This window comes from Bradyrhizobium yuanmingense (assembly GCF_029167105.1).
Lineage (GTDB): Bacteria > Pseudomonadota > Alphaproteobacteria > Rhizobiales > Xanthobacteraceae > Bradyrhizobium > Bradyrhizobium yuanmingense_A.
Window position 1 is genome coordinate 1 of the sequence record NZ_JARFML010000061.1, and the last position, 21,257, is coordinate 21,257.

General features: G+C 64.4%; 27 protein-coding genes. 18 read left to right on the forward strand and 9 right to left on the reverse strand.

Going from position 1 to position 21,257, the window contains the following annotated elements:
• The first annotated feature begins 26 nt into the window (after positions 1-26).
• Positions 27-926, forward strand: coding sequence for a hypothetical protein (locus tag P0R31_RS38670; protein ID WP_275520479.1), 900 nt, complete (start codon positions 27-29; stop codon positions 924-926).
• 105 nt (positions 927-1,031) lie between these two features.
• Here P0R31_RS38670 and P0R31_RS38675 read toward each other — a convergent pair whose 3' ends face one another.
• Positions 1,032-1,487: an iron-sulfur cluster assembly scaffold protein gene (locus P0R31_RS38675; protein ID WP_036044037.1), complete on the reverse strand. Its 456-nt coding sequence runs from the start codon at positions 1,485-1,487 to the stop codon at positions 1,032-1,034.
• A gap of 254 nt (positions 1,488-1,741) precedes the next feature.
• On the opposite strand from P0R31_RS38675, the gene folE reads away from it, so the two are divergent.
• The 4 genes from folE (at position 1,742) to P0R31_RS38695 (ending at position 5,585) form a co-directional block, all read left to right on the forward strand.
• The gene (folE, locus tag P0R31_RS38680) at positions 1,742-2,434 is read left to right on the forward strand and encodes a GTP cyclohydrolase I FolE (RefSeq protein ID WP_036010520.1); all 693 of its coding nucleotides are present in this window, start codon (positions 1,742-1,744) and stop codon (positions 2,432-2,434) included.
• 27 nt (positions 2,435-2,461) lie between these two features.
• Positions 2,462-2,884 carry a phosphoribosyl-AMP cyclohydrolase gene (gene hisI / locus P0R31_RS38685; protein ID WP_275520440.1) on the forward strand — a complete coding sequence of 141 codons (423 nt, stop codon included), beginning with the start codon at positions 2,462-2,464 and terminating at the stop codon, positions 2,882-2,884.
• Between the two features lie 236 nt (positions 2,885-3,120).
• Positions 3,121-4,140 (forward strand): transglycosylase SLT domain-containing protein, encoded by a 1,020-nt coding sequence (locus P0R31_RS38690; RefSeq protein ID WP_275520442.1) that lies wholly within the window; start codon positions 3,121-3,123, stop codon positions 4,138-4,140.
• A 269-nt stretch (positions 4,141-4,409) separates the two neighbouring features.
• On the forward strand, positions 4,410-5,585 hold the full coding sequence (locus P0R31_RS38695; protein WP_275520444.1) for a DUF2336 domain-containing protein: 1,176 nt from the start codon (positions 4,410-4,412) through the stop codon (positions 5,583-5,585).
• A gap of 138 nt (positions 5,586-5,723) precedes the next feature.
• Here the strand turns inward: P0R31_RS38695 and P0R31_RS38700 are convergent, their stop codons facing one another.
• From P0R31_RS38700 to P0R31_RS38710, 3 genes are all read right to left on the reverse strand, one after another.
• On the reverse strand, positions 5,724-6,302 hold the full coding sequence (locus tag P0R31_RS38700) for an Hpt domain-containing protein (RefSeq protein ID WP_275520446.1): 579 nt from the start codon (positions 6,300-6,302) through the stop codon (positions 5,724-5,726).
• Positions 6,303-6,330: 28 nt separating this feature from the next.
• Positions 6,331-6,876 (reverse strand): response regulator, encoded by a 546-nt coding sequence (locus tag P0R31_RS38705; protein ID WP_011088265.1) that lies wholly within the window; start codon positions 6,874-6,876, stop codon positions 6,331-6,333.
• Positions 6,877-6,966: 90 nt separating this feature from the next.
• Complete coding sequence (locus tag P0R31_RS38710) at positions 6,967-7,746, reverse strand: NAD kinase (RefSeq protein WP_036010536.1); 780 nt, start codon at positions 7,744-7,746, stop codon at positions 6,967-6,969.
• 253 nt (positions 7,747-7,999) lie between these two features.
• Between P0R31_RS38710 and P0R31_RS38715 the strand changes: the two genes are divergently transcribed.
• Positions 8,000-9,565, forward strand: coding sequence for a S10 family peptidase (locus P0R31_RS38715; protein WP_275520448.1), 1,566 nt, complete (start codon positions 8,000-8,002; stop codon positions 9,563-9,565).
• Here the strand turns inward: P0R31_RS38715 and P0R31_RS38720 are convergent.
• Both P0R31_RS38720 and P0R31_RS38725 read right to left on the reverse strand, forming a co-directional pair.
• Entirely contained in the window at positions 9,552-10,940 is a 1,389-nt protein-coding gene (locus P0R31_RS38720; protein ID WP_275520450.1) for a serine hydrolase domain-containing protein, read from the reverse strand. The genes P0R31_RS38715 and P0R31_RS38720 overlap by 14 nt on opposite strands.
• A 122-nt stretch (positions 10,941-11,062) precedes the next feature.
• Positions 11,063-11,605 (reverse strand): tetratricopeptide repeat protein, encoded by a 543-nt coding sequence (locus tag P0R31_RS38725; protein ID WP_275520452.1) that lies wholly within the window; start codon positions 11,603-11,605, stop codon positions 11,063-11,065.
• A gap of 250 nt (positions 11,606-11,855) precedes the next feature.
• Between P0R31_RS38725 and P0R31_RS38730 the strand changes: the two genes are divergently transcribed.
• The 4 genes from P0R31_RS38730 to P0R31_RS38745 all read left to right on the forward strand — a co-directional run bounded on the left by P0R31_RS38730 (position 11,856) and on the right by P0R31_RS38745 (position 14,416).
• Positions 11,856-12,275: a His-rich protein BRANT gene (locus P0R31_RS38730; protein WP_275520454.1), complete on the forward strand. Its 420-nt coding sequence runs from the start codon at positions 11,856-11,858 to the stop codon at positions 12,273-12,275.
• Positions 12,276-12,505: 230 nt separating this feature from the next.
• Positions 12,506-12,901: a hypothetical protein gene (locus tag P0R31_RS38735; RefSeq protein ID WP_036010577.1), complete on the forward strand. Its 396-nt coding sequence runs from the start codon at positions 12,506-12,508 to the stop codon at positions 12,899-12,901.
• 262 nt (positions 12,902-13,163) lie between these two features.
• Positions 13,164-13,868 carry an outer membrane protein gene (locus P0R31_RS38740; protein WP_036010580.1) on the forward strand — a complete coding sequence of 235 codons (705 nt, stop codon included), beginning with the start codon at positions 13,164-13,166 and terminating at the stop codon, positions 13,866-13,868.
• Between the two features lie 305 nt (positions 13,869-14,173).
• Positions 14,174-14,416 carry a DUF6719 family protein gene (locus P0R31_RS38745; RefSeq protein ID WP_157280607.1) on the forward strand — a complete coding sequence of 81 codons (243 nt, stop codon included), beginning with the start codon at positions 14,174-14,176 and terminating at the stop codon, positions 14,414-14,416.
• Positions 14,417-14,443: 27 nt separating this feature from the next.
• Here P0R31_RS38745 and P0R31_RS38750 read toward each other — a convergent pair whose 3' ends face one another.
• Both P0R31_RS38750 and P0R31_RS38755 read right to left on the reverse strand, forming a co-directional pair.
• Positions 14,444-14,698, reverse strand: coding sequence for a hypothetical protein (locus P0R31_RS38750; protein WP_275520456.1), 255 nt, complete (start codon positions 14,696-14,698; stop codon positions 14,444-14,446).
• 298 nt (positions 14,699-14,996) lie between these two features.
• Positions 14,997-15,368 (reverse strand): hypothetical protein, encoded by a 372-nt coding sequence (locus P0R31_RS38755; RefSeq protein ID WP_275520458.1) that lies wholly within the window; start codon positions 15,366-15,368, stop codon positions 14,997-14,999.
• Positions 15,369-15,468: 100 nt separating this feature from the next.
• On the opposite strand from P0R31_RS38755, the gene P0R31_RS38760 reads away from it, so the two are divergent.
• The gene (locus P0R31_RS38760; RefSeq protein WP_275520460.1) at positions 15,469-15,633 is read left to right on the forward strand and encodes a hypothetical protein; all 165 of its coding nucleotides are present in this window, start codon (positions 15,469-15,471) and stop codon (positions 15,631-15,633) included.
• Positions 15,634-15,656: 23 nt separating this feature from the next.
• On the opposite strand, the gene P0R31_RS38765 is transcribed toward P0R31_RS38760, so the two are convergent.
• Complete coding sequence (locus P0R31_RS38765) at positions 15,657-15,887, reverse strand: hypothetical protein (RefSeq protein WP_275520462.1); 231 nt, start codon at positions 15,885-15,887, stop codon at positions 15,657-15,659.
• A 156-nt stretch (positions 15,888-16,043) separates the two neighbouring features.
• Here P0R31_RS38765 and P0R31_RS38770 point away from each other — a divergent pair, with 156 nt between their 5' ends.
• The 7 genes from P0R31_RS38770 (at position 16,044) to P0R31_RS38800 (ending at position 21,182) form a co-directional block, all read left to right on the forward strand.
• The gene (locus P0R31_RS38770) at positions 16,044-16,763 is read left to right on the forward strand and encodes a class I SAM-dependent methyltransferase (RefSeq protein ID WP_275520464.1); all 720 of its coding nucleotides are present in this window, start codon (positions 16,044-16,046) and stop codon (positions 16,761-16,763) included.
• Positions 16,764-16,940: 177 nt separating this feature from the next.
• Positions 16,941-18,092: a tyrosine-type recombinase/integrase gene (locus P0R31_RS38775; RefSeq protein ID WP_275520466.1), complete on the forward strand. Its 1,152-nt coding sequence runs from the start codon at positions 16,941-16,943 to the stop codon at positions 18,090-18,092.
• Complete coding sequence (locus P0R31_RS38780; protein ID WP_275520468.1) at positions 18,089-18,580, forward strand: hypothetical protein; 492 nt, start codon at positions 18,089-18,091, stop codon at positions 18,578-18,580. The genes P0R31_RS38775 and P0R31_RS38780 overlap by 4 nt, the downstream gene beginning before the upstream one ends.
• 85 nt (positions 18,581-18,665) lie before the next feature.
• Entirely contained in the window at positions 18,666-18,893 is a 228-nt protein-coding gene (locus P0R31_RS38785) for a helix-turn-helix transcriptional regulator (protein WP_275520470.1), read from the forward strand.
• Positions 18,893-19,036 carry a hypothetical protein gene (locus tag P0R31_RS38790; protein WP_275520472.1) on the forward strand — a complete coding sequence of 48 codons (144 nt, stop codon included), beginning with the start codon at positions 18,893-18,895 and terminating at the stop codon, positions 19,034-19,036. Before P0R31_RS38785 ends, P0R31_RS38790 begins: the two co-directional genes overlap by 1 nt.
• Positions 19,036-19,614 carry a hypothetical protein gene (locus tag P0R31_RS38795; protein ID WP_275520474.1) on the forward strand — a complete coding sequence of 193 codons (579 nt, stop codon included), beginning with the start codon at positions 19,036-19,038 and terminating at the stop codon, positions 19,612-19,614. Before P0R31_RS38790 ends, P0R31_RS38795 begins: the two co-directional genes overlap by 1 nt.
• Positions 19,615-19,727: 113 nt before the next feature.
• Positions 19,728-21,182 carry an AAA family ATPase gene (locus P0R31_RS38800; protein ID WP_275520476.1) on the forward strand — a complete coding sequence of 485 codons (1,455 nt, stop codon included), beginning with the start codon at positions 19,728-19,730 and terminating at the stop codon, positions 21,180-21,182.
• The last annotated feature ends 75 nt before the right edge of the window (positions 21,183-21,257 follow it).

Sequence of the window (21,257 nt, forward strand, 5' to 3'; positions counted from 1 at the left end):
CTTTGGGGCTTGGGGAAGGAACCAGATTGAGACTTCTGAACTCCCTTCATCTTCGCGGCTGGTTGCTGGTGGGAACCGCCGTTTGTGGAGTCGCGCTGGCTGGCGCCGTCGCAACATTCGGCTCGTCGGCCCGCGCCGGCGCTGCCCTCGAAGAGCGCAAGCTGCCGATGAAGTTCAGCTGGGTCGCCTGCGAGCCGAACTGCCGCGGCTGGATCAGCGCGGTCGGCATCATCACCGCCGATACGCCCAAAGAATTCGAAGAGTTTTCGCGCGGCCGCCAGCTCGGCGGCGCCACCGTAGTGCTCGATTCCAGCGGCGGCTCCGTCAATGACGCGATCACGCTCGGCCGGCGCTTCCGCAATCTCGGGCTTTTGACCACGGTCGGCGTGAGCCTCCGCGGCGGGCCGTCGACACGGCCGGCCGTCGCGCCGGAAGCCTATTGCGAATCCATGTGCGCGTTCCTGCTGCTGGCCGGCAAGAAGCGTTACGTGCCGGAAGCCGCTCATGTCCGGGTTCACCAGATCTGGATGGGCGACCGCGCCGACGATGCCAAGGCGGCGAGTTATAGCGCGCAGGACCTGATGATCGTGGAGCGCGACATCGGCCGCCTCGCCAAATACACCTTCGATATGGGTGGCGCCGGGGATCTGTTGTCGCTTGCGCTCAGCGTCCCGCCCTGGGAGGACTTGCACGAGCTCGACGCCGGCGAACTCAAGCTCACCAATCTGGTCACGACCGATCTCGTGACTGACGTGCTCCCGCATGTCGACATCTCGGCGCCGGCAGTGGCGGACCTTGCACCGAAGACGCAGGCCAGGTTCGGCACGGAACCGGAGCAGGCGCAGCCTTCCAAGTCGACCAAGACGGCGGAAGCCGTGGTGCCGACCGGCGGCGTTGTCACGCCGGCTGTGGCGGCGCCGAAGTAAGCCTTAAATCTCGGCAGTCATCCCGGGGCGCGCGTAGCGCGAACCTTGGTGCGCAAGTGCGCACCTGGGGTGCGCAAGTACGCACTGGAATGACGGAGAGGGGGATCAGCCTTGCGCTGCGGCCGGCTGCTTGGTTCTGGCCTCGATCTGGCCGATGGCATCAACCACGGCATCGAAGGTGAGAAGCGTCGAGGCATGGCGCGCCTTGTAGTCGCGGACCGGCTCGAGGAACTTGATCTCCTCCCATTTGCCTTGAGGAGGCGCACCATTCTCCTTCAGCATCTTGCGAACGGTTTCGCGTAACTCACGGAGTTCGCTCGCAGTCGAGCCGACCACGTGACTTGCCATAATGGATGAAGAGGCCTGGCCCAAGGCGCAGGCCTTCACGTCATGGGCGAAGTCGGTGACGGTATCCCCGTTCATCTTGAGATCGACCTTCACGGTCGAGCCGCACAGCTTGGAATGGGCGGTGGCGGAAGCATCGGGGTCCGCCAACCGTCCGAGCCGCGGAATATTCCCGGCCAGCTCGATGATCCGCTTGTTGTAGATGTCGTTCAGCATGTGATGGAGTCCAACGCGTCCACACCCGCTTCCAGGCCGGATCGGCCTTGGCGGGCGCCGCCCACGGTCCTATATAGGGGCGGAACTGGTGGAAAAACAGTCCAGCGGGGCGGTTGGCGGTGATCCAAATCTGCGCTGCCGGCGTTGTGACCTCGGGACTTTTGCACCGAAACTGTTCTGTTCAGGCGTCCGGCGGCTTGGCCGCCCCGTCTGCCGGTGACACTCCGGCCGTTAGGCCGTCGAACGGAGAAGATATGGACGCTGCAATCAAATCCATCCGCCCGGGCAAGCCCTCCGACCGGCAGCCCGAGAGCCGCCCGGCCGAGCTTGATCCTGCAGAATTTCTCGCGGCCGCCGTCCGCGCCGACCAGCCGCGCCCCGCGCGCGCCGAGGCGGAAGCGGCGGTGAAGACGCTGCTCGCCTATATCGGCGAGAACACCGAGCGCGAGGGTCTGCTCGACACGCCGCGCCGCGTGGTCGAGGCTTTCGACGAGCTCTACCAGGGCTATCACCAGTGCCCGGCCGAGGTGCTCGACCGGACCTTCGGTGAGACGGCGGGCTATGACGACTTCGTCCTGGTGCGCGACATCGAGTTCACCTCGCAGTGCGAGCATCACATGATGCCGTTCTACGGCAAGGCGCACATCGCCTATACGCCGGTGGAGCGCGTCGTCGGCCTGTCCAAGCTTGCCCGCCTGACCGACATCTTCGCCCGCCGGCTCCAGACCCAGGAGCACCTGACCGCGCAGATCGCCGCCGCGATCGACGAGGTCCTCAAGCCTCGCGGTGTGGCCGTGCTGATCGAGGCCGAGCATACCTGCATGTCGGTGCGCGGCGTCGCCAAGCATGGCGCCTCTACTTTCACCAGCCGCTTCACCGGCATGTTCCGCGACAATCCGGCGGAGCAGGCCCGTTTCCTGTCCCTGGTGCGAGGCACGACGCGCTGACCTCGCGACAAACCGGCGAGAGTTGCTGTGTCCGCTCATTCCCATGAGATCGAGGAGGGCCTCGCCTTCCTGCCCAGATTCGATGCCGCTGGCCTCGTGACGGTCGTCGTCACCGACGTCGCTACCGGCGACGTGCTCATGGTCGCGCACATGAACGACGAGGCGTTGCGCAAGACGATTGCGACCGGCGAAGCCTGGTACTTTAGCCGCTCGCGCAATGCCTTGTGGCGAAAAGGTGAGACGTCGGGTCAGACCCAGCGCGTGGTCGAGATGCGCACCGATTGCGATCAGGATGCGGTCTGGATCCGCGTCGAGCAGATCGGCGCGGCCTGCCATACCGGCCGGCGGTCGTGCTTCTACCGCAAGGTCGAGGCCGAGGGTGGGGGAGCGAGATTGGTCTTCACTGAGGCGGACCGGCTGTTCGATCCAGACGCGGTCTATAAGAAGTAGCTCGCTGTCATTCCGGGGCGCACCGAAGGTGCGAGCTATGGTGCGCAATTGCGCACCTGAGAATCCATTCAACCGCACGTCATGCCCTGCGATGGATTCCGGGCTCGCGCTGCGCGCGCTCCGGAATGACGGCGAGAGGCGCCTTAACCCCGCCTTAACCATACCTGTCCCACGGTGAGACGACGGGCGCCGAATTGCCGGCGTCGCTCAGCGCCGCGCGGGGCGGGCCCTCCACCATGTCGATCGACAGTTTCAGTGCCACGCAGACGGCCGGCCTTGATCCGTCGCGGGCGCGTGTCGCTGGTGCGATCAAGCAGGCCTCGAACGTCACAGGCGTCAGCTTCCAGTACATGCTGACCACGGCGAAGATGGAATCGGACTTCAATCCGACGGCCGCCGCCACTACCTCGTCCGCGCAGGGGCTCTACCAGTTCATCGACCAGACCTGGCTCGGCACTGTGAAGGAAGCGGGTGCCCAGCTCGGCTATGGCAGCTACGCCGACGCCATCACCAGGACGTCATCGGGGAGCTACACCGTCGACGATCCCGTCAAGAAGCGGTCGATCATGAAGCTGCGCGATGATCCCGAAGCCGCTTCCGCCATGGCCGCGGCGCTGACGCAGTCGAACAGCTTCAAGCTCACCGGCCTGCTCGGGCGCAGGCCGAGCGACAGCGAACTGTACATGGCCCATTTCATGGGCGTCCGCGGCGCGGCGAAATTGATCGCCAATGCCGAGGACAATCCGCAAGCCGTGGGCGCGCGGCTGTTTCCCAACGCGGCGGCCGCGAACCGCCCGATCTTCTACGCTAAGGACGGCCGCGCCCGCAGCGTCTCTGAGGTCTATTCGGTGCTGGACGCTCGCTATGCCAGCGCCGCGAATTCGAAGGTGACCCGCAGCGCAATGGCCATGTATGGGGCCACGCCCTCGACCACAGAGGTCGCGAGTGCCAATGCCGTGGTGCCGACTGCGCCTGTCATGGACAACGCCGCCTATCTCCAGACCTTCCCGAATAACCGCACAGTGACGCCCGTCAGCGCGACGGCGTCGACACATGTCGCGGACAATGCGCCGGGCACGCCGGTGTTTCGTTCGATCTATCAACCCGGCGATGCCACGCAGCCGGTCTCGACCACGGTGCAGAAACTATGGGGCAACAATGCCTCGCTCACCTCGATCGCGTCGGCGACGCCGGACGTGCGGCCGCCGCAACCGCTCGATCTCTTCAGTGATCGCAGCGGCACGTTCTCGAGCTAGTCGAGGTCTCGTGTCCCGAACGCGCTGCGGCGCAGAGTCGGGACCCATGCAACAAAGCGCTCTCGACCATCTGGGCCCCGGCTCAGCAGCGCATCGCTTGCGTGCTGCGCTGCGTCCGGGGCACTCCCGCCAAGCGGCCTTGTTCCCTTAACAAATCATCAACAAAACCAGCCAGTTATGGTGAACGCTTTGTTAAGCGTCGTGGTTTATTTTGTGTTGCAGGTGACGAGCGTCATCGTTTTTCGTTTGTTGTGTAAGCCGGAAGCAGCATGATTGTTCGGCAGTTCATTCATTGGATCAGGACGGCACCCGCAGGCGAGCGGGCCGAGGCAACACGGGCGCTCGCCCGGGCCTGGCTGATCTCGGACCTTTCTGCAGACGATCGCATCGCCGCCGAAGGCGCGCTTCTGATGCTGCTCGACGATGCCTCGCCGCTGGTGCGGCAGGCGATGGCTGAAGCTTTTGCCCGCAGCCTCGATGCGCCGGCCGCAATCGTGCGGGCGCTGTCGGCCGATCAGCCGACGGTCGCGCTGCCGGTGCTCGAACATTCCCCGCTCTTGATCGACGCCGATCTCGTCGACATCGTCGCGACCGGCGGCGAGGAGGTGCAATGCGCAGTCGCCCGCCGCATCGCATTGCCGGTGTCGGTGTGCGCCGCGATCGCCGAAGTCGGCTGCGCGGCTGCCGCGCTGGAGCTGATCGAGAATCCCCATGCCGAGCTCGCCCCGTTCTCCTGGGACCGGATCGTCGAGCGTCACGGTCATCTCGCCGCGATCCGCGAGGCGATGCTGGTGCTGGAGGATCTGCCGGCCGCAACGCGTGCTGCGCTGGTGGCAAAGCTCTCCGAGACGCTGGCGCAATTCGTCGTGGCGCGGAACTGGCTGAGCGTCGAGCGCGCGGACCGCATCACCATCGAGGCGCGCGATCGCTCCACCATGAACATCGCGGCGCGCTCGCGCGGCGATGACATGCAGGGCCTGGTCCGGCATTTGCGCATCACCGGCCAGCTGACCGCGGGCCTGATCCTGCGCGCACTACTGTCCGGCAATCTGGGCTTGTTCGATGCGGCACTCGCCGAGCTCGCCGATCTGCCGCTCGCGCGCGTCTCGGCGCTGCTGCACGACCGCGGCGGCAACAGTGTGCACGCGCTGCTCCGTCGCGCCGGGCTTCCGGAGGCGACATTTGCGGCGTTCCAGGTCGCGCTCGATGCCTGCCACGAGCAGGGCTTCGTCGACAGCGACGACGGCGCGGTGCGGCTGCGCCGGCGCATGGTCGAGCGCGTGCTCACCCATTGCGAGTCCGATCGCGGCGCCACCGAGCCGCTGATGGTCCTGCTGCGCCGCTTCGCCACCGAATCCGCGCGCGAAGAGGCACGGCTGTTCTGCGACGAAATTGTCGCGGATGATGTGGTCGATCCGCTCTATGACGATCTAATTGCGGCGTAGTTCGAAGCTCGCGACAAGGCGGGCCGGAAGAGACAGGCTCCGTCATTGCGAGCGCAGCGAAGCAATCCAGAATCCCACCGCAGGGACAGTCTGGATTGCTTCGCTGCGCTCGCAATGACGAGAGGAGAGAGTTCGGCCTTATTCCGCCGGTGCGATGCTCGGCGCCAGGATCACCTCGAGATGCTCGGGGCGGTCGCGGTTGACGTGGGCAAGATAATCGTCGGCGACTTTGCGCAGGCGGCGGCTGAGCTCGGCCGAGACGCTGATCCTGTCGAGCCTGGTGTTCTCGTGCACGATGGCGAGAATGGCGTTGATGTGGTGCGTGAACAGCTCGGCCGGTACCTTTTCCAGGTCAGGCGCGTGCTCGATGACGCGGCACAGGCTTTCGGCGACGCCTGCGGCTGAAGGAAAGCCGAATGTCGCCGCATCGCCCTTGATGTCATGCGCGGCGTGAAACAGCTCGTCGCGCAGTTTCTTCGTGAAGCCGTCCTTCTGCACGGCGGTCCAGGCGGCGGACAGTCGCTGGACCTCGATCACCATCCAGTCCTTGAACTCGCCGGAGAGGCGCGCGAGCGCCTGCTCGGCGCGGCCGACCGGGTCGTCCAGGTCTTTTTCTTCGACGCGGCGCAGGACCTTGCGCAGCGGATTGGGCTGCGTGATGACCTGGTGCGTGGCGAAGGCCTTGACCTCGATGTCCTTTGCGCTGTTCTTCGCCATGATGCCTGCCTCGTCTGAAGCGGTTGCGCTAGATGGTGGAGCGGGCCTTGTCGAGCAGCGAGGGCTGCTGCAGCACCTCGTGCTTTTCGCCGACGCGGCGCTCCGGGCCCATATAGGCGGAGTTGGTGTTGCGGCGCCGGTCGGGGCCGAAATAGGTCTTGGTCTTGATGAAGGGGCGGGGATTGGCGACGACGTTGAGGATGCGCTGATAGAGCCCCTTGGCCGAGATCGGCTTGGCCAGAAATTCGGTGACGCCGGCATCGCGCGCGACCGTGACGCGACGTTTCTCCGAATGTCCGGTCAGCATGATGATCGGGGCGTAGGGATTGCCCTTGGATTCCGGCTGCCGGATCATCTGCGCAAGCTCAAGCCCGTCGAAGATCGGCATGGCCCAGTCGGTGATGACGATGTCGGGCACGTAATGGCTGTACATTTCGAGCGCCGTGGCGCCGTCCTCGGCCTCATAGACCTCGCGCGCGCCGAACGAATGCAGCAGCGTCCGCAGGATGCGGCGCATGTGCGGATTGTCGTCGCAGACGAGGAAGCGCAGCTTGTTGAAGTCGATACGGAACATGACGCCCGGGGCCAAAAGCGGGTCAACCTTCGTTAACCATATCGTGGCGTGGGTTAACGAAGGGTTGCCGACAGGCGGGCGGCAGGACGCTCAGTAGCCGAACTGCTCTCGCAAGATGCGCTCTTCCAGGCTGTGGCCGGGGTCGAACAGCATCCGCATCGAGATGCTCTTGTCCGAAAGCACCTCGACGCGCCGGACCCTGCGCACCTCCTCGTGGTCGGCGACCGCGGCGACGGGGCGCTTGTCGTCTTCCAGCACCTCGATCACGACATAGGCGGTATTGGGCAGGAGGGCGCCGCGCCAGCGCCGCGGCCGGAAGGCGCTGATTGGCGTCAGTGCCAGCAGGGCGGCGTTGATTGGGAGGATGGGTCCTTGGGCGGAGAGGTTATAGGCCGTCGAGCCTGCCGGCGTCGCCACGATAATGCCATCGGCGATCAGCTCCGGCATGCGTTCGCGCTCGTCGATCAGGATCCGCAAGCGCGCCGCCTGGGAGGTCTGGCGGAACAGGTAGACCTCGTTGATGGCGTGGTGCAGGTGAACGCGGTCGTTGACGTCGGTCGCGCGCATCAGGAGCGGATTGATCTCGGATTCATGCGCCGTCTCGAGCCGTTGGCGCAGATCGTGCGTCGAGTACTCGTTCATCAGGAAGCCGACCGTGCCGCGGTGCATGCCGTAGATCGGCTTTCCCGTGCGCATGTGGTGGTGCAGCGTCTGGAGCATCAGCCCGTCGCCGCCGAGTGCGACGACCACGTCGGCCTCATCGGGATCGCAATTGCCATAGTCCCTGGTCAGCTGGCCAAAGGCGGCCTGCGCCTCGTTGCTGGGGCTGGCGACGAAGGCGATCCGGTCGTATCGCGCAGGCTTGGTCATGTCGTCTCGGCAGGGCCGCTGGCTCGAGGAAGGTTCCGCCGGGCTCGTCTATACGAGGTAGGCCCGTATTGTCGAGGATGACCGCCCACCAAAGCTAACGGGGACGGTCCAACCGGATTTAAGCACAGAACCGGGCAATATGAACCTGGCCGGCCGCTTCAGGGCCCGCACCGCCAATGATTCCCCAAACCGTCGTAATTTGGCGCTACCTTTCTGACTCACTGGCAATCACGGCCGGACACGGAGGACGATCATGGTCACGACTTTGCCGGCGCTCCGCCGCGCGGGCCTGGTGTTGGCGGTGTCGGTTTTCGCGTTCGCCGGCCTTGCGCATGCGGATGAACCGCAGCCGCGCTCCGAGGCGGCTGCGCCGGCCGGACAGAAGGGTGGGCGCGGCGGTGGCGCGCAAGGCGCGCCGCAGACGTCCTCCTCCGCGGCCGAGCCGCACCGTCTGCCGCCGGATTCGGCCACGAAGCAGACGCTCGATCTGCCCGGCCGGACCCTCAACTTCACAGCCACCGCCGGCTCGATCCGCGTGTTCGATAGCAAAGGCGAGCCGTTGGCCGACATCGCCTATACGTCCTACCAGCTCGACGGTGCCGATCGCGCGACGCGTCCCGTGACGTTCCTGTTCAACGGCGGGCCCGGCGCGTCCTCGGCCTGGCTTCAGTTCGGCGCGGCCGGGCCGTGGCGGTTGCCGCTCGATGGCGAGGCCTTGTCGCCCTCGGCCTCGCCCGAGGTGAAGCCGAATGCGGAGACCTGGCTCGACTTCACCGATCTCGTCTTCATCGACCCCGTCAGCACCGGCTACAGCCGCTTCGTGGCGAGCGGCGAGGAGGCCCGCAAATCGTTCTACTCCGTCGACGGCGACGCCAACTCGATCGCGCTCGTGATCCGCCGCTGGCTGGAAAAGCACGAGCGGCTGACCTCGCCGAAATACGTCGCCGGCGAAAGCTATGGCGGCATTCGCGGGCCCAAGGTCGTGCGCCAGTTGCAGCTCCAGCACGGCGTCGGCGTCAGGGGATTGATCCTGGTCTCGCCGCTGTTGGATTTCCGCGAGTTCACCGGCACGAGCCTTCTGCAATATGTCGCGACGCTACCGAGCTACGTGGCGGTGGCCCGCGAAGCCAAACGTCCGGTCAAGCGCGCCGACCTCGCCGACGTCGAGGCCTACGCGCGCGGCGAATTCCTGACCGACCTCGTCAGGGGCGAGGCGGACAAGGAGGCAACGACGCGTCTGGCCGACAAGGTCGCCGAGCTCACCGGCATCGACCAGGCGGTGAGCCGCCGGCTCGCCGGCCGCTTCGACGTCGGTGAATTCCGTCGCGAATTCGACCGCAAGAACGGCAAGGTGACCGGCCGCTACGATGCCTCGGTGCGCGGCTTCGATCCCTATCCGGATTCGAGCAGCTCGCGCTTCGGCGATCCCTCCGGCGATGCGCTCCAGGCACCGCTGACGAGCGCCGCGGTCGACGTGCTCTCGCGCAAGCTCAACTGGCGGCCCGGCGGCTCATATGAAGTCCTGAACGGTGCTGTCGAAGGGCAATGGGATTTCGGCCGCGGCATCAACCCGCCGCAATCGGTCTCCGATCTGCGCCAGATCCTCGCCACCGATGCGAAGCTGAACGTGCTGGTCACGCATGGCCTGTTCGACCTCGCCACGCCCTATTTCGGAACGAGGCGGGTGCTCGACCAGTTGCCGGCCTTCGTGACGCAGCGCGTGAAGTTCGTGGTCTATCCCGGCGGCCACATGTTCTATTCGCGCGACGGATCGCGGCAGGCGTTCCGAAGCGAGGTCGAGGCGCTCATTCGGGAGTAGGCCGGCGCTTGCGCGGCGGATACCGGCGCGCGATCTCGCGTGCGACGACTTTCTTTGGCCTCACGTTCGCGCCGGCAATCCAGATGTCGCTGATCTTGCCGCGCTTGTCACGGATCCGGCGCACCGGCTCGCCGTGGCTGGAATAACCGGCAGCCCAGGCGAGCTTGCCGGTGTCGCGGCCGGTCACTTCGATTTCGGCGGCATCCATAAACGGGTTGTTGAACTGCGGGTTGGCGACGAGCACGCGGTTGCCGGCGGGAACGAGATCGGTCGCGCCCCAGATCGTCCACCAGCGCCCGGTCCAGTCGCGCACGCGCCGGTCGGGTGCGCCGCGGGTCTGGAAGACGCGCAGGATCTGCATCGCGCCGTCCATCCAGAACGGCGCCGCGCCGTCGATCGAGTTGCTGAGGATGCTGATTGCAAGCTCGCAAGCGGGAATGGAGCAGGTCCGCGAGATATAGCCCTGGAAACCGCCGCCATGGCCGAACCAGTCCCAGCCGTCGGTCTTGCCGGCATTGACCCCCAAGCCGTAATAGGCCTCGACGCTCTGCGGGATGCGCCAATGATTTCGCGTCATCTCACGGCGGCTCGCGACCGACAGCACGCTCTTCTTCGCGTTGGGCGCCAGCTGCGCGAAGAAGCGGGCGGTGTCGGCGGTGGTGGCGACGAAGCCTGCGGCAGATGCCATTGCATGTGCGGGATTGTCGCCGGGGATCACGCAACGCTCGCCAAACGGCACTCTTCGCGTGTGGCCGCGCGCGAAGGCTGCGCCCTTGGGAAGCGGTGCGTCCGGCTCGGTCTCGCGCAGGCCGGCCGGCGCAATGATCTCGCGCTTGATCCAGACGGAGTAGGGCTCCTTCGCAACAGCCTCGATCACGAGGCCGAGCAGGCCAAAGCCGTGATTGGAATATTTGAAGCGTGTGCCGGGGTCGATCGCGGTCGGCAGCTTCAATTCTTCAAGCAGCTCCTTGGCATCGAGATAGGGGCGGCTGTCGATGAACTGGCCGGAATCGGCGCCGTCGCGCGTCAGCCCCGCGCTGTGCGACAGCACTTGCGCGATCGTGGTCTCGGCGACGCGCGGATCGAGGCCGCCGACATATCGGCCGACATGGTCGTCGAGTCGGAGCTTGCCCTGCTCGCGCAGCTTCATGATGCCGGCCGAGGTGAAGCTCTTGGAGTGCGAGGCGATGCGGAAGCGATGGCGCGGGGTGAGCTTCTCGCCGGTGTCGAGATTGGCGAGGCCGAACGCATGATCGGCGACGACCTCGCCGCGATGAGCGAACGCCACGATGACGCCCGGCTGCTGGATCGTCGTCAGCTGGTATTCGATCCAGGAGCCGATGTAGTCGATCGCGGATCGCAGCCACGTGTCCATTGCGCTACCGGTTTGCGAGGGAGGTCGGTGCGAAAGGCTAGCCGAGAAAGCAGAACGGGCACAACCTGAAAGGTTGTGCCCGTTCACGTCGTTCGAAGATGCGATGCCTTCAGTAGATGCCTTCAGTAGACGAGCGTCGCGCCGGTCGGCTTGTCGAGCGCTTCGGCCAGCGAGCGATATTCCGAGCTGCCGGTGCCGGCGAGCGAGGCGATCTTGTCGAGGTGGTATTGCGCCTGCTCGCGGTTGCCCTGCTCAAGCTGCCAGAGGCCGTAATATTGCCAGGTGCGGACGTGGTTCGGATCGTCCTGCAGCGCCAGCTCATAATAGACCTTCGACGACTGGTAGTCGCCGAGCTTGCGATAGGAGTAGCCGATCAGGTTGGCGACGTCGGCGACGTCGTTGCGCTTGAGCGACTTCAGCTGGTCGATCGCGCCCCTGTAATCGTGCTTGTCGTAGATCGCGGCGTAGGCGGTGCGGTAGGCCGCGAGGAACTTGGGGTCGCTGACGGAAGAGCTCTTCTTCTTGCCCTTCTTGGTCGAGGTGTCCGATTTCGGCGGCGACGAAGGGTCGTCGCCGGCGGCGGCATACGCGCTGGACAGCACCGGCGCGGCCGCCAGTGTCATGGCGACGAGTCCCGGCACAACGAGCATTGAGAGTTTGCGCATCTAAGTTCTCCGGTATGGAACGTGGCGATCCTACACGATTGCCCGAAGACCGGAACACCTCTCGGGCAAAAACATTCCCGCGTCGCACGATCGATTCGCCCGGCCGTGGATGACAAACGGGTCATCGAGATGAACGGAAGCCCGCTGAGGGCTTCAGACTGGGTTCAGTGCCCCGCGCCTAGGCTCCTCCCCACGATCGATGGGCGGGCGAGAGGGCGCCGCCTGGATGATCTTCCAAGAGGAGACCACCATGTTGAAGACCATTTCTGCAGCCTTGCTCGCAACCTCCGTGATCGCAGCCCCGGCGTTCGCCGCCGAGGCCGGCAAGACCACCACAGCCGCGCCGGTGATCAAGGCCGACCAGAGCCAGACCAAGGCGGCGACCACTGCCGCAAAACCGGAAGCCGGCGTCAAGGCCGACGCCAAGACCGACGCCAAGACCGACGCCAAGACGGACGTGAAGACGACGGACGCGAAGGCTTCCGATGTCAAGACGGGCGCCAAGGTGGATGGCAAATCAAAGGCAATGGACGCCAATGCCGCGGTCACCACCGACCAGCACAAGAGCGTGAGCAAGCATCGCCATCGCGACAAGCAGGTCACGGCCAAGGAGCCGCAGAAGGCGCAGCCGGATGTGACCAAGCCCGCGACGTCTGATAAGCGCAACTGACGACTGATCGCGCGCGGCGGCATCCCTGGCATTGCCCGCCGCCGCGCGCGGACGTCAGGCCTGGCCCGTTGCCACACCTCGGGCGGAAGCCCGAGGTGTCGGTGGCTGGCCGGTGCGCTGTTTGCGCCGCTGCAAGCGAATTCCCTTCATCCCGGCTTGGGGCTAGAAGGTCTCCTGATCTGTTCGAGCGGAGAGCGGGGCCTGTGGGGCGATTGGCGAGATGTGCGGTGATCCTGGCGTTGCCGCTGGCGCTTGCGGCATGTTTCGGCAGCGACAGTGACCGTCCGACTTTCATGGGCGGGACCCAGGCCGGCGGGCCGCAGCCGTTTCCCGACAATTTCCGGAACGACACGGTGGCGTTGATGCGGGCCTATCTCAACAATCCGGTCGGCGTGCGCAATGCCGCCATGGCCGAGCCGGTGCAGCGCGAGGTCGGCGGCCGACAGTTCTATGTGAGCTGCCTGCACTTCACCCCGCGCGAGACGGATGGGAGCTACAAGGGCATGCGCGAGCGGGCCGTGATCTTCGTCAACGGCCGGGCGGACCGCGTGGTCGACCAGACCAGCGATCTCTGCGCCGGTGCGGTTTACGCACCGTTTCCGGAACTGGAAAAGATGACGCGGTAGCGCAAAGGCAGCCTTCATCGCCCGGTGTTAGACAGAAGGAGCCGGAGCCGCGGGATCACATTTCGGCGAGCTTTGAACGGGGTGGTTTCGACTTGCGACAAATCGTGGCGGCGGCCTTGCGCAGCCGAATTGACGGAACAAATTCGTGTTGTTGCCACGCCGTCACAGTCACGAACGATCAACGTTCCGGCATTGCCGCGAAGCAACCCAATTCACGCCACGTTGTTTCCCGAGTGTCGTAAATGAAAGAACGGGGATGATCATGAAGTCGATCTTGCTGGGTGCAGCAGCTCTGCTGGCGCTGGTTGCGCCGGCCGCAGCGGCCGACATGCAGCCGCGCGCCTACACCAAGGCTCCGGTCACGCCGCCGCAGGTGATCTATAACTGGACCGGTTTCTATATCGGCGGCCATCTCGGCGGCGCGTTTGCCGGCGACAACAGCTTCCAGTCGAGCGACGCGCGTTTCCTGGGCGGCGTGCAGGGCGGCTTCGACTACCAGTTCGCGCCCAACTGGGTGGTGGGTATCGAGGCCCAGTATTCCTGGCTGCCGACCAACAACAATGGCGCCATCTTCCCGCTGGGCACGCAGGTGACATCTAACACCGACCAGATCGGGTCGGTGACCGGTCGCATCGGTTACACCTGGGGACCGACCCTGCTTTACGCCAAGGGCGGTTATGCCTGGCGGAATAACGGCCTTGGCGTGAACATCGCCGGGGTGCCGCAGGCCTTCACGACCACCGGAAACAACAAGGACGGCTATACGGTCGGCGCCGGCCTCGAATACATGTTCGCGCCGAACTGGTCGGCCAAGGCCGAGTACCAGTATTACAATTTCGGCAGCACCACCTTCACCTCCGGCCCGGCCGACATCGTCGGCGTTCGTGGCCGGGAGGACGAGCATACCGTCAAGGCCGGGGTGAACTACCGCTTCGGCTGGGGCGGCCCGGCCGCCTCGCGGTACTGACGGTCAGCGCCGACCCAAGACCTGAAGATCCAAGACCTGAAAATCCAAGACCTGAAAATCCAAGACCTGACAAAGGCCGGCTCCGCCGGCCTTTCGTCTGCCGGCCTTTGGCCTGCCGCCTGCGGCGCCTGCTTTCTTTGCATTCCGTGAACCATTTGGCGCGTCATTTGCTTGCAAACGATGGCGGCGCGCCTTCTCACGCGCGTCATGGGGCTGGCGTAAAGCAAAAATAATTTTTGCGGTTTACGGAACTCGCGCTCCGGAACGCGTTATATGACAATTACCGGGCAGGTGGGACGACGGACATGCGTATCTTGGTGTCGGCAGTGGTGCTCTCGTGCTTCGGCTGCCTGCCGTGCTCTGCACAGACAATCCTCAGATCCGAGCCTCTGATGTTGGCACCGTACGAAGTTGCCTTTGTCAAGGACGCTTCATGTCCGTCGGGCAAGGTAATGAAAGTCACCGGCGCCATCCGCGGGCTGCACCGCCGCAAGGCCTGCGTGACTATGCCGGGCGAGCAGGCCTCGCTTGTTGCCGCCACCCCCTGAGCTTTCGCTCCGGCTCCGTGCCGGACCTCAGGAATTCAGCTCGAGCTCCATTCTGGACTGCCGATCGGCCTCCGCCTTGTTCTTGGCGGGGTCCTCGCCTTGGGCCGCCTGGCACGGCTCGATCTTGTAGTCGTTGTCGAGCACCCGGCGCGGTCCCGGCCGCTCGTCGTCCGCCGCCACGTCCACGACGAGACCACTCCGCTCGGCGAGCTTCCAGACGTCGGCCTCGCTCGGATAGGCCTTGCTGATTTGGGCATCATTGCAGAAGAGGGCGTAGGGCATGCATCCCGGCTCCAGGAATGCCCGTTAACGAGCTTACGGGGGAGGGGTTCCGGCCACTGGCCCGGTCACGGCGGCGTGATCGGGCGGGGCGGCCCTTGAGTCCTTAACGAGTCCTGAATCCCGGAAAAAAGAATCCCTGGGACTCTTCGGCCGGAATCAGCGGATGTTTTCCGCCATGACGAGCGACCTGAACACATCCTGCGGGCACATGCTCCTGCCGCTCACGCTGGCGCTGTTCGGCGCCTGCGCGGCCAATCTCTGGCTGGTCTGGTCCTGGCTGTAGATCCCTGGCCGGGCCTTATTTTTCGGCCGGTGGACCTGAGGCGTCGCGGATGGCGGCACGCAATTTGGTCAGGGTCGCCGCACAATATTCCTCACGTTCGCGCTCGAAGCGCTCCTGGTGCTTGCGGAAATTGGCGATGCGGGCCTGCATCTCAGCGCGGAAGTCGCCGCTGGTCCGCGGCGGCAGCGGCGCGGGCCGCGGCGGAAAGGGAGCTTGCGGCGGTTCGATCTCGACGGCGACCGCCTCCACGGTGACGATCTCCAGCGTGACGGCCGGGCCAGATGCGGGCGCCTCCGGCTGAAGGACGTCATCCTTCCTGCCGGTCACCGATTGGACGAAGGCCAGTGTCTGCGCGATCAGTGCGTCGCGCTCCCTGATCCATTTCATGATCCACCTCAGCCGCGCATATTCCAGCAAAGCGGCTGCTTAGAATCAAGGCTGTTTGAAAGGGATTGCATATTTTTCCCGGTAGCCCGACACTGGGCAGATGGATGCATCGAAAGAACGACCAAACGAGGCGGAGGGCCTGAGGCTCATCCGCGCGTTCCTGACGCTGCCGCCCGACAAGCGGGCGGAGGTGATCGCGTTTGTCGAGGAATTGGCGCGTGTCCACAGCCGGCCCGTGGAGGGCGCCAAGGCCTCGCCGAGGTGAGCAGGGCCTCGCCGAGGTGAGCGCTACCGCTCGCGCGGATTGACGTTGGGCTCGAACGGCGCGCCGACCACCCGAACCGGGATCTCAGCTGGCGTGCGCGGAGTGGGGTCGATCACGGCTCGATCGGCGACCAGCTTACCGGACGCCCGCCCCGGCGCTGGCTCGAACAGCGCCAACGTCCCGGCCACGGCGCCACAGCACAGCGTCACCGTTGCCAGCAGAATCATGTTTCGGTTTTCTTCCTGGATCCGCATGCGCCGACAACGGCTGACGCGGGAGCCGGTTCCGGGCCGGCGTGGTGGATCGCATGGTCTCGACGAGACGAATGACGTGCGCAGGTTCGCTGCCAGGCAATTTCGAACAGTTCGGCCGGATTGTATAGTGTACCCGCGCCGCAAGAGGCTCGCTCAATGACCGCCGCTCGTCCTCCCGTGCTCGCGCACGAACGCTTCGTTGCCGACCGTGACAATTTCGCGGGCCTTGATCTCGCCGCGCGGTTCGAGCGGATCGAGCGCACCAACCTCTGGGGCGCAGCCACGTCGGTGTCGGGACTCGGCTCGGAGGATGTCGCCACAGCCGCGATCCAGCAGGCGCTGCCTGCATTGCTGCAACGGCTCGGCGCGCGCTCGCTGCTCGATGCGCCCTGCGGCGACGCCGGATGGATCGGCCGGCTCGGGCTCGATATCGATTACACCGGCATCGACATCGTACCGTCGCTGATCGAGGCAAACCGCCGGCGTGTCGCAGCCGACGGTTCGTCCGGTCGGTTTCTCGTCGCCGACATCACGCGCGATGCGCTGCCGCAGGCCGATGTCATTCTCTGCCGGGATTGCCTGGTGCATCTCAGCTTTGCGAACATCTATCGCGCGCTCGCGCAATTTCGGATGAGCGGCGCGCGCTTCCTGCTCGTCACGACTTTTCCGGAATGGCAAGACAACCACGATTGCGAGGATGGCGACTGGCGCGCGCTCAACATGGAGAAGGCGCCGTACGGATGGCCGGCACCGCAGGCGCTGATCAACGAGCGTTGCGAGGAGGGCAATGGTGGCTGGCGCGACAAGAGCCTCGGCCTCTGGCGGCTGGATGAGCTGTCGGAGAACAGCTTCGCGCCAGAAGCTGGTGCCGGCTGAGGGGATTGAACCCCCGACCTTCGGTTTACAAAACCCCGGCCAGCTCTTTCGGCTCAAAGACTTAGTTCGCGTAACCCATTGTTTGTTAGGCGTTTGTCATCCCGTGACAAACCGACGTATTCCGGCATATAACAGCCCTGTTGCACCCAAATCGCACCCAAATTTGGACCCTGTGACATGCCGAAAAAGAGGCTAACCGCACTTGCAATCCCCACTTTAGCGTCCGGCGAATGGTACGACCAGGGCGTCGCGGGCTTGATCCTGCGCGTCGGCAAAAGGCGCCGCAGTTGGCAGTTTCGCTATCACGCTGGAGGCTCTTATCACCGCAAGCCGCTCGGCCATTTTCCGGCAATGGAACTGGCCGAAGCGCGCGAAGCAGCGCGCAAGCTGATCGACCGTATCGACAGGGGCGTGCCGCCCGAGGCTCCCGCGCCACACCCGCGCGCATCGTCCGCGCTCACACTCGGCGGGCTGTTTGACCGCTATGAGACGCTCCGCAAAAGGGAAGGCAAGAAGATAAAGACGCTGGACGAGGCGATGCGGCTGCTGCGGCGAAACCTCGCGTCATATCTGTCGCTGCCCGCCCACCAATTCTCGAAAGCTGACCTGCGCGCCGCCCGTGATGCCATGGTCGATGCCGACGCCATGATCGCAGGTAATCGCCTGCTGCAACGACTCGGGCCGGTGCTGCGTTGGGCGGCGCAGGAAGATTTGATCCCAGCAAACTTTGTCCCTGACATTCGTCGCGCGCCGGAGCAAAAACGCAGTCGCGTGCTGACTAAAAAGGAAATCGGAGCGATTTGGAAAGCCTGCGGCGGCAATCTCGGCACCCGCGACGCCGCCAAGAACTTTGGCCGTATGGTCCGTTTTCTGCTGGTCACCGCCCAACGCCGCGACGAGGCCGCCTCGCTTCGCCACGGTCATATACTTGATGGCACCTGGCGGCAGGCCACCAACAAATCGGATCGGCCGCACACTCTCAAATTGCCGCCGCTAGCGCTCACGCTGGTCGGACAGGGGGCGGCGCAGGAATACGTGTTTGCTGGCAGCAACGGGAAGATTTCTGGGTTCTCAAAATTGAAGACTGCGCTGGACAAAGCGTCCGGTGTCTCAAACTGGCGATTGCATGACCTGCGCCGTACTGCGGCAACCAACATGCAGGAACTCGGCATTCCCAACCATATCGTGCAGTCGGTGCTCAACCATAGCCTGCCCGGCGTCGGCGGCGTGTATCTGCGAAGCGAACTTGAGGAGCAAAAGGCCGAGGCGCTGGCAACATGGGCCACGGCTGTTACCCAGATCGTCGGCAAAGGCAGGGTGGTGGCATGACCGCCGCCAAGAAGACCTCCGAGGAGGCTGCCAAGAAGAAGCGACAAGCGACGCCGGGAACGACCGCCGTCCAGGATCGCGTTGTCGGCGTTCCGCTCGGACATGAGGCGCAAACGCTCGCCAAAGTTCTGCGCGCCTACCGCGCTGATCCACAGCTTGTGCCGGATATGCGCGACAATGCGGCGCGATCCGATTGGTTGGCTGAACGAGGCAGGCACGCCAAGAGTCTGCCCATGTGGGCTCTCGATTACGCAGTGGCCATTCTCGAACAAATCCCGCAACGCTCGCCGCGTAAACCCGGAAGACCGAGGCAAGACGCAGTCGAGAGCGTTGAGTTTTGGGAACACGCAATGTCCGGCGCCGAAGCGGCCCGCTTTGTTGCCAGCATGGAAGCCCGCCCAGGCGAATCGAAGGATGAGATTGAGGAGCGAGCCAAGCGGCTGGCACATCTGACCTACCGCCGGCGCCGCAAACCCGATGTGCCGTAATTAAAAATAAATACGGCACTAACCCGCCTGTTTTTCTGGCGGTAGTTGAGGGGTCCCCCCGGAATTTCCGGTCACGGAGACCCTTTTGATGACAGACGATGAAATTGCGCTCGGCGGCTATCGCTACGAGGACCTGGTAGCTGACCGAATTGTTCGTAATCGGACCGATTTGAATCGCAAGCAGCGCAAACATGGCTTTCCGATCCCGGTCAAGCTCGGCGACCGGCAGGCATGGTTCCCGAAATCGGAGGTTCACGCCTGGGTGAGGCAGCGTGCCGCGCTGCGCCAAAAGCGCGACAGCGAGGTCGCGTGATGATCCGTCACCAGGACGTGCGTCAACGCAACGACGGTATGTTTGAGGTCATCCACGGCGCCACCATCGCCGGGCCGTTCCCCATGCCGGGCGAACCGCCGAACCTGTTCCTGATCTGCCGCAAAATCATCCTGGGGTCCTGATGATGAACAACGTCGTCAAAGCCAATTTCAAGAAGCGCCACGCGGTCGAGATGAAGTGCACCGCATGCGGTGCTGCTGGTGTCGCCGGCTGCGAATGCGGTGCGCCGTATATGCCCTCGATGAAGCATACCGAAGAAAAGCTGAAGACGCACCCCGAATTCGCCTCGCTCTCAGATCGCAGAGTGGCCGAGAAACTCGGCGTCAATCAGTCAACGGTCAACCGCGTGCGCAATCGGTTAGGTGATGCAATTGCATCACCTGCCAAGCGCAGGGGCAAGGACAACAAGGAGTATCCGGCGCAGCAGAAGTCGAAGCAGACTGCGAAGCCGACACAGGCTGAACCGGTCAAGGCCGAGGCCGAGCCGCGCATGCCGCCGAAGCTCGACATGAACATCATCAAGCAGGCGGGCGCGTTCCACACCGAGCTGACCAAGTACACCGAAGAATTCTGCGCGCGCGTCAAGCAATGGCACGCCGCAAACCAGATCGACGAAGAGAGCCACGGCTGTGTCGTGCAGGCGCTTGAGATGGCGTCGATGCGGCTGCAGCGGGCGGCTCAAGACATCGATGGGCGCTGATCAGAGGAGCAATAACAGGATGGCCGTTCCCACACGGCCTTCAAACAAAAAGTCCGCCCCGGTCGGCAAACCGGAGGCGGGCTATAGCAAACAGCAAATAGGACAGAGCTGATATGGATGACTTCTACAATTCGACGGACGACGTGTCCACTCAGGACGCTGTGGACGAAACTCCAGGAGGCCGGACCATCGCAAAGGAATTTCTGAGCCGTTGTCACCGCACGCGCTGGGTAGGCAACGGCTCACCCTCAGCGTCCGAGTTAGGGACGATCATCGCGAAGTGGGCTGGCTTCCATGGCAATATCGCGGCAGTTGACGTGATCACGGCAGCAAAGGAGCTGGGCTTCATCTGCGGTCGCAGCGAACACGCGATCTTTGCGCTGATCGGCGTGAACCGCGACGACGTTGCCGCGCGCCTCGCGGAGCGCGTGGAGCCTTCCAAACCGAAAGAGGAAAACTTCTTCAAGCAATACGCCCGAGAGCACGGCCTCCGGACCAATGGCGAGGGCGAGACCATCACGTTCATGAGCGCGACCACGCCACCGCCGCCGCGCGAATACGCGGTGCCTGGTCGTGTCCCGCTGCGACAGGTGACCTTGCTCGCAGGTGCTGGCGGCATCGGCAAGTCAATGGTGGCCCTCGATCTGCTCTGCTCGACGGTGTTGGGGAGCGATTGGCTCGGCAGCAAGCCGATGCCGGGGCCGGCGATCTATCTCGGCGCCGAAGACCCCGAGGATGAAGTTCACCACCGCCTCGCCGACATCGCCGCGCACCACGGCGAGACCTTGGCAGAACTGTTTGCCAACGGTCTGTATCCGAGGAGCTACTTCGGCGAGGACATGACATTGGCGCGGTTCGACAGCGACGGCATGATCGAACCGACCGCGCTGTACTATGACCTCTGGAAAACGGCTTGCGACATCCGGCCGGTGATAATTGTACTCGACACGCTGTCCGACATCTTCGGCGGCGACGAGAACAACCGGGCGCAGGTCAGCGCCTTCGTTGGTCTTCTGCGTAATCTTGCGGAGGCCGCCAACTGTGCCATCATCGTCACTCAACATCCATCACAGGCCGGCGCTAACAGCGGCAGCGGCACGTCGGGATCGACGGCATGGCACGGCAAGGTACGCGGTCGGATGTACCTGCGGGCCGCCACCAAAGACGAGAGCGCGTCGACCAACCCCGACCTGCGCGTGCTGGAATTCATGAAGAACCAATACGGTGCACTCGCCCCGAAAGTCACGCTCCGCTTTGAGAACGGCGTTTTCGTTCCGGAGATGCCCGGCGGGTCGGCCGATCCGCTGGTCGCCGACCAGCGTTCCGAACAGGTTTTCATGAACCTGCTCGACCGCTTCACGCGGGGAGGCCGCAACGTCACGGACAAGAAGGGTACCAGCTACGCTCCGGCGCTGTTCGCCAAGGAGACGGAAGCAAAGGCCGTCAACCTCAACAGCAAGGCGCTTGAAGGCGCCATGCGACGCCTATTCGCCGAGAACAGAATTCGAGTGGTGACCGACGGGCCGCCCTCGAAGCCGCGCTCGAAGCTGGTTGCAGTTCGACCATGAAAGGCCGTTCCAGCAGCAGCCTTCCAGCAGCTTCCAGCGACTTCCACCAACTCTTCCACCCCTCCCCCCATACCC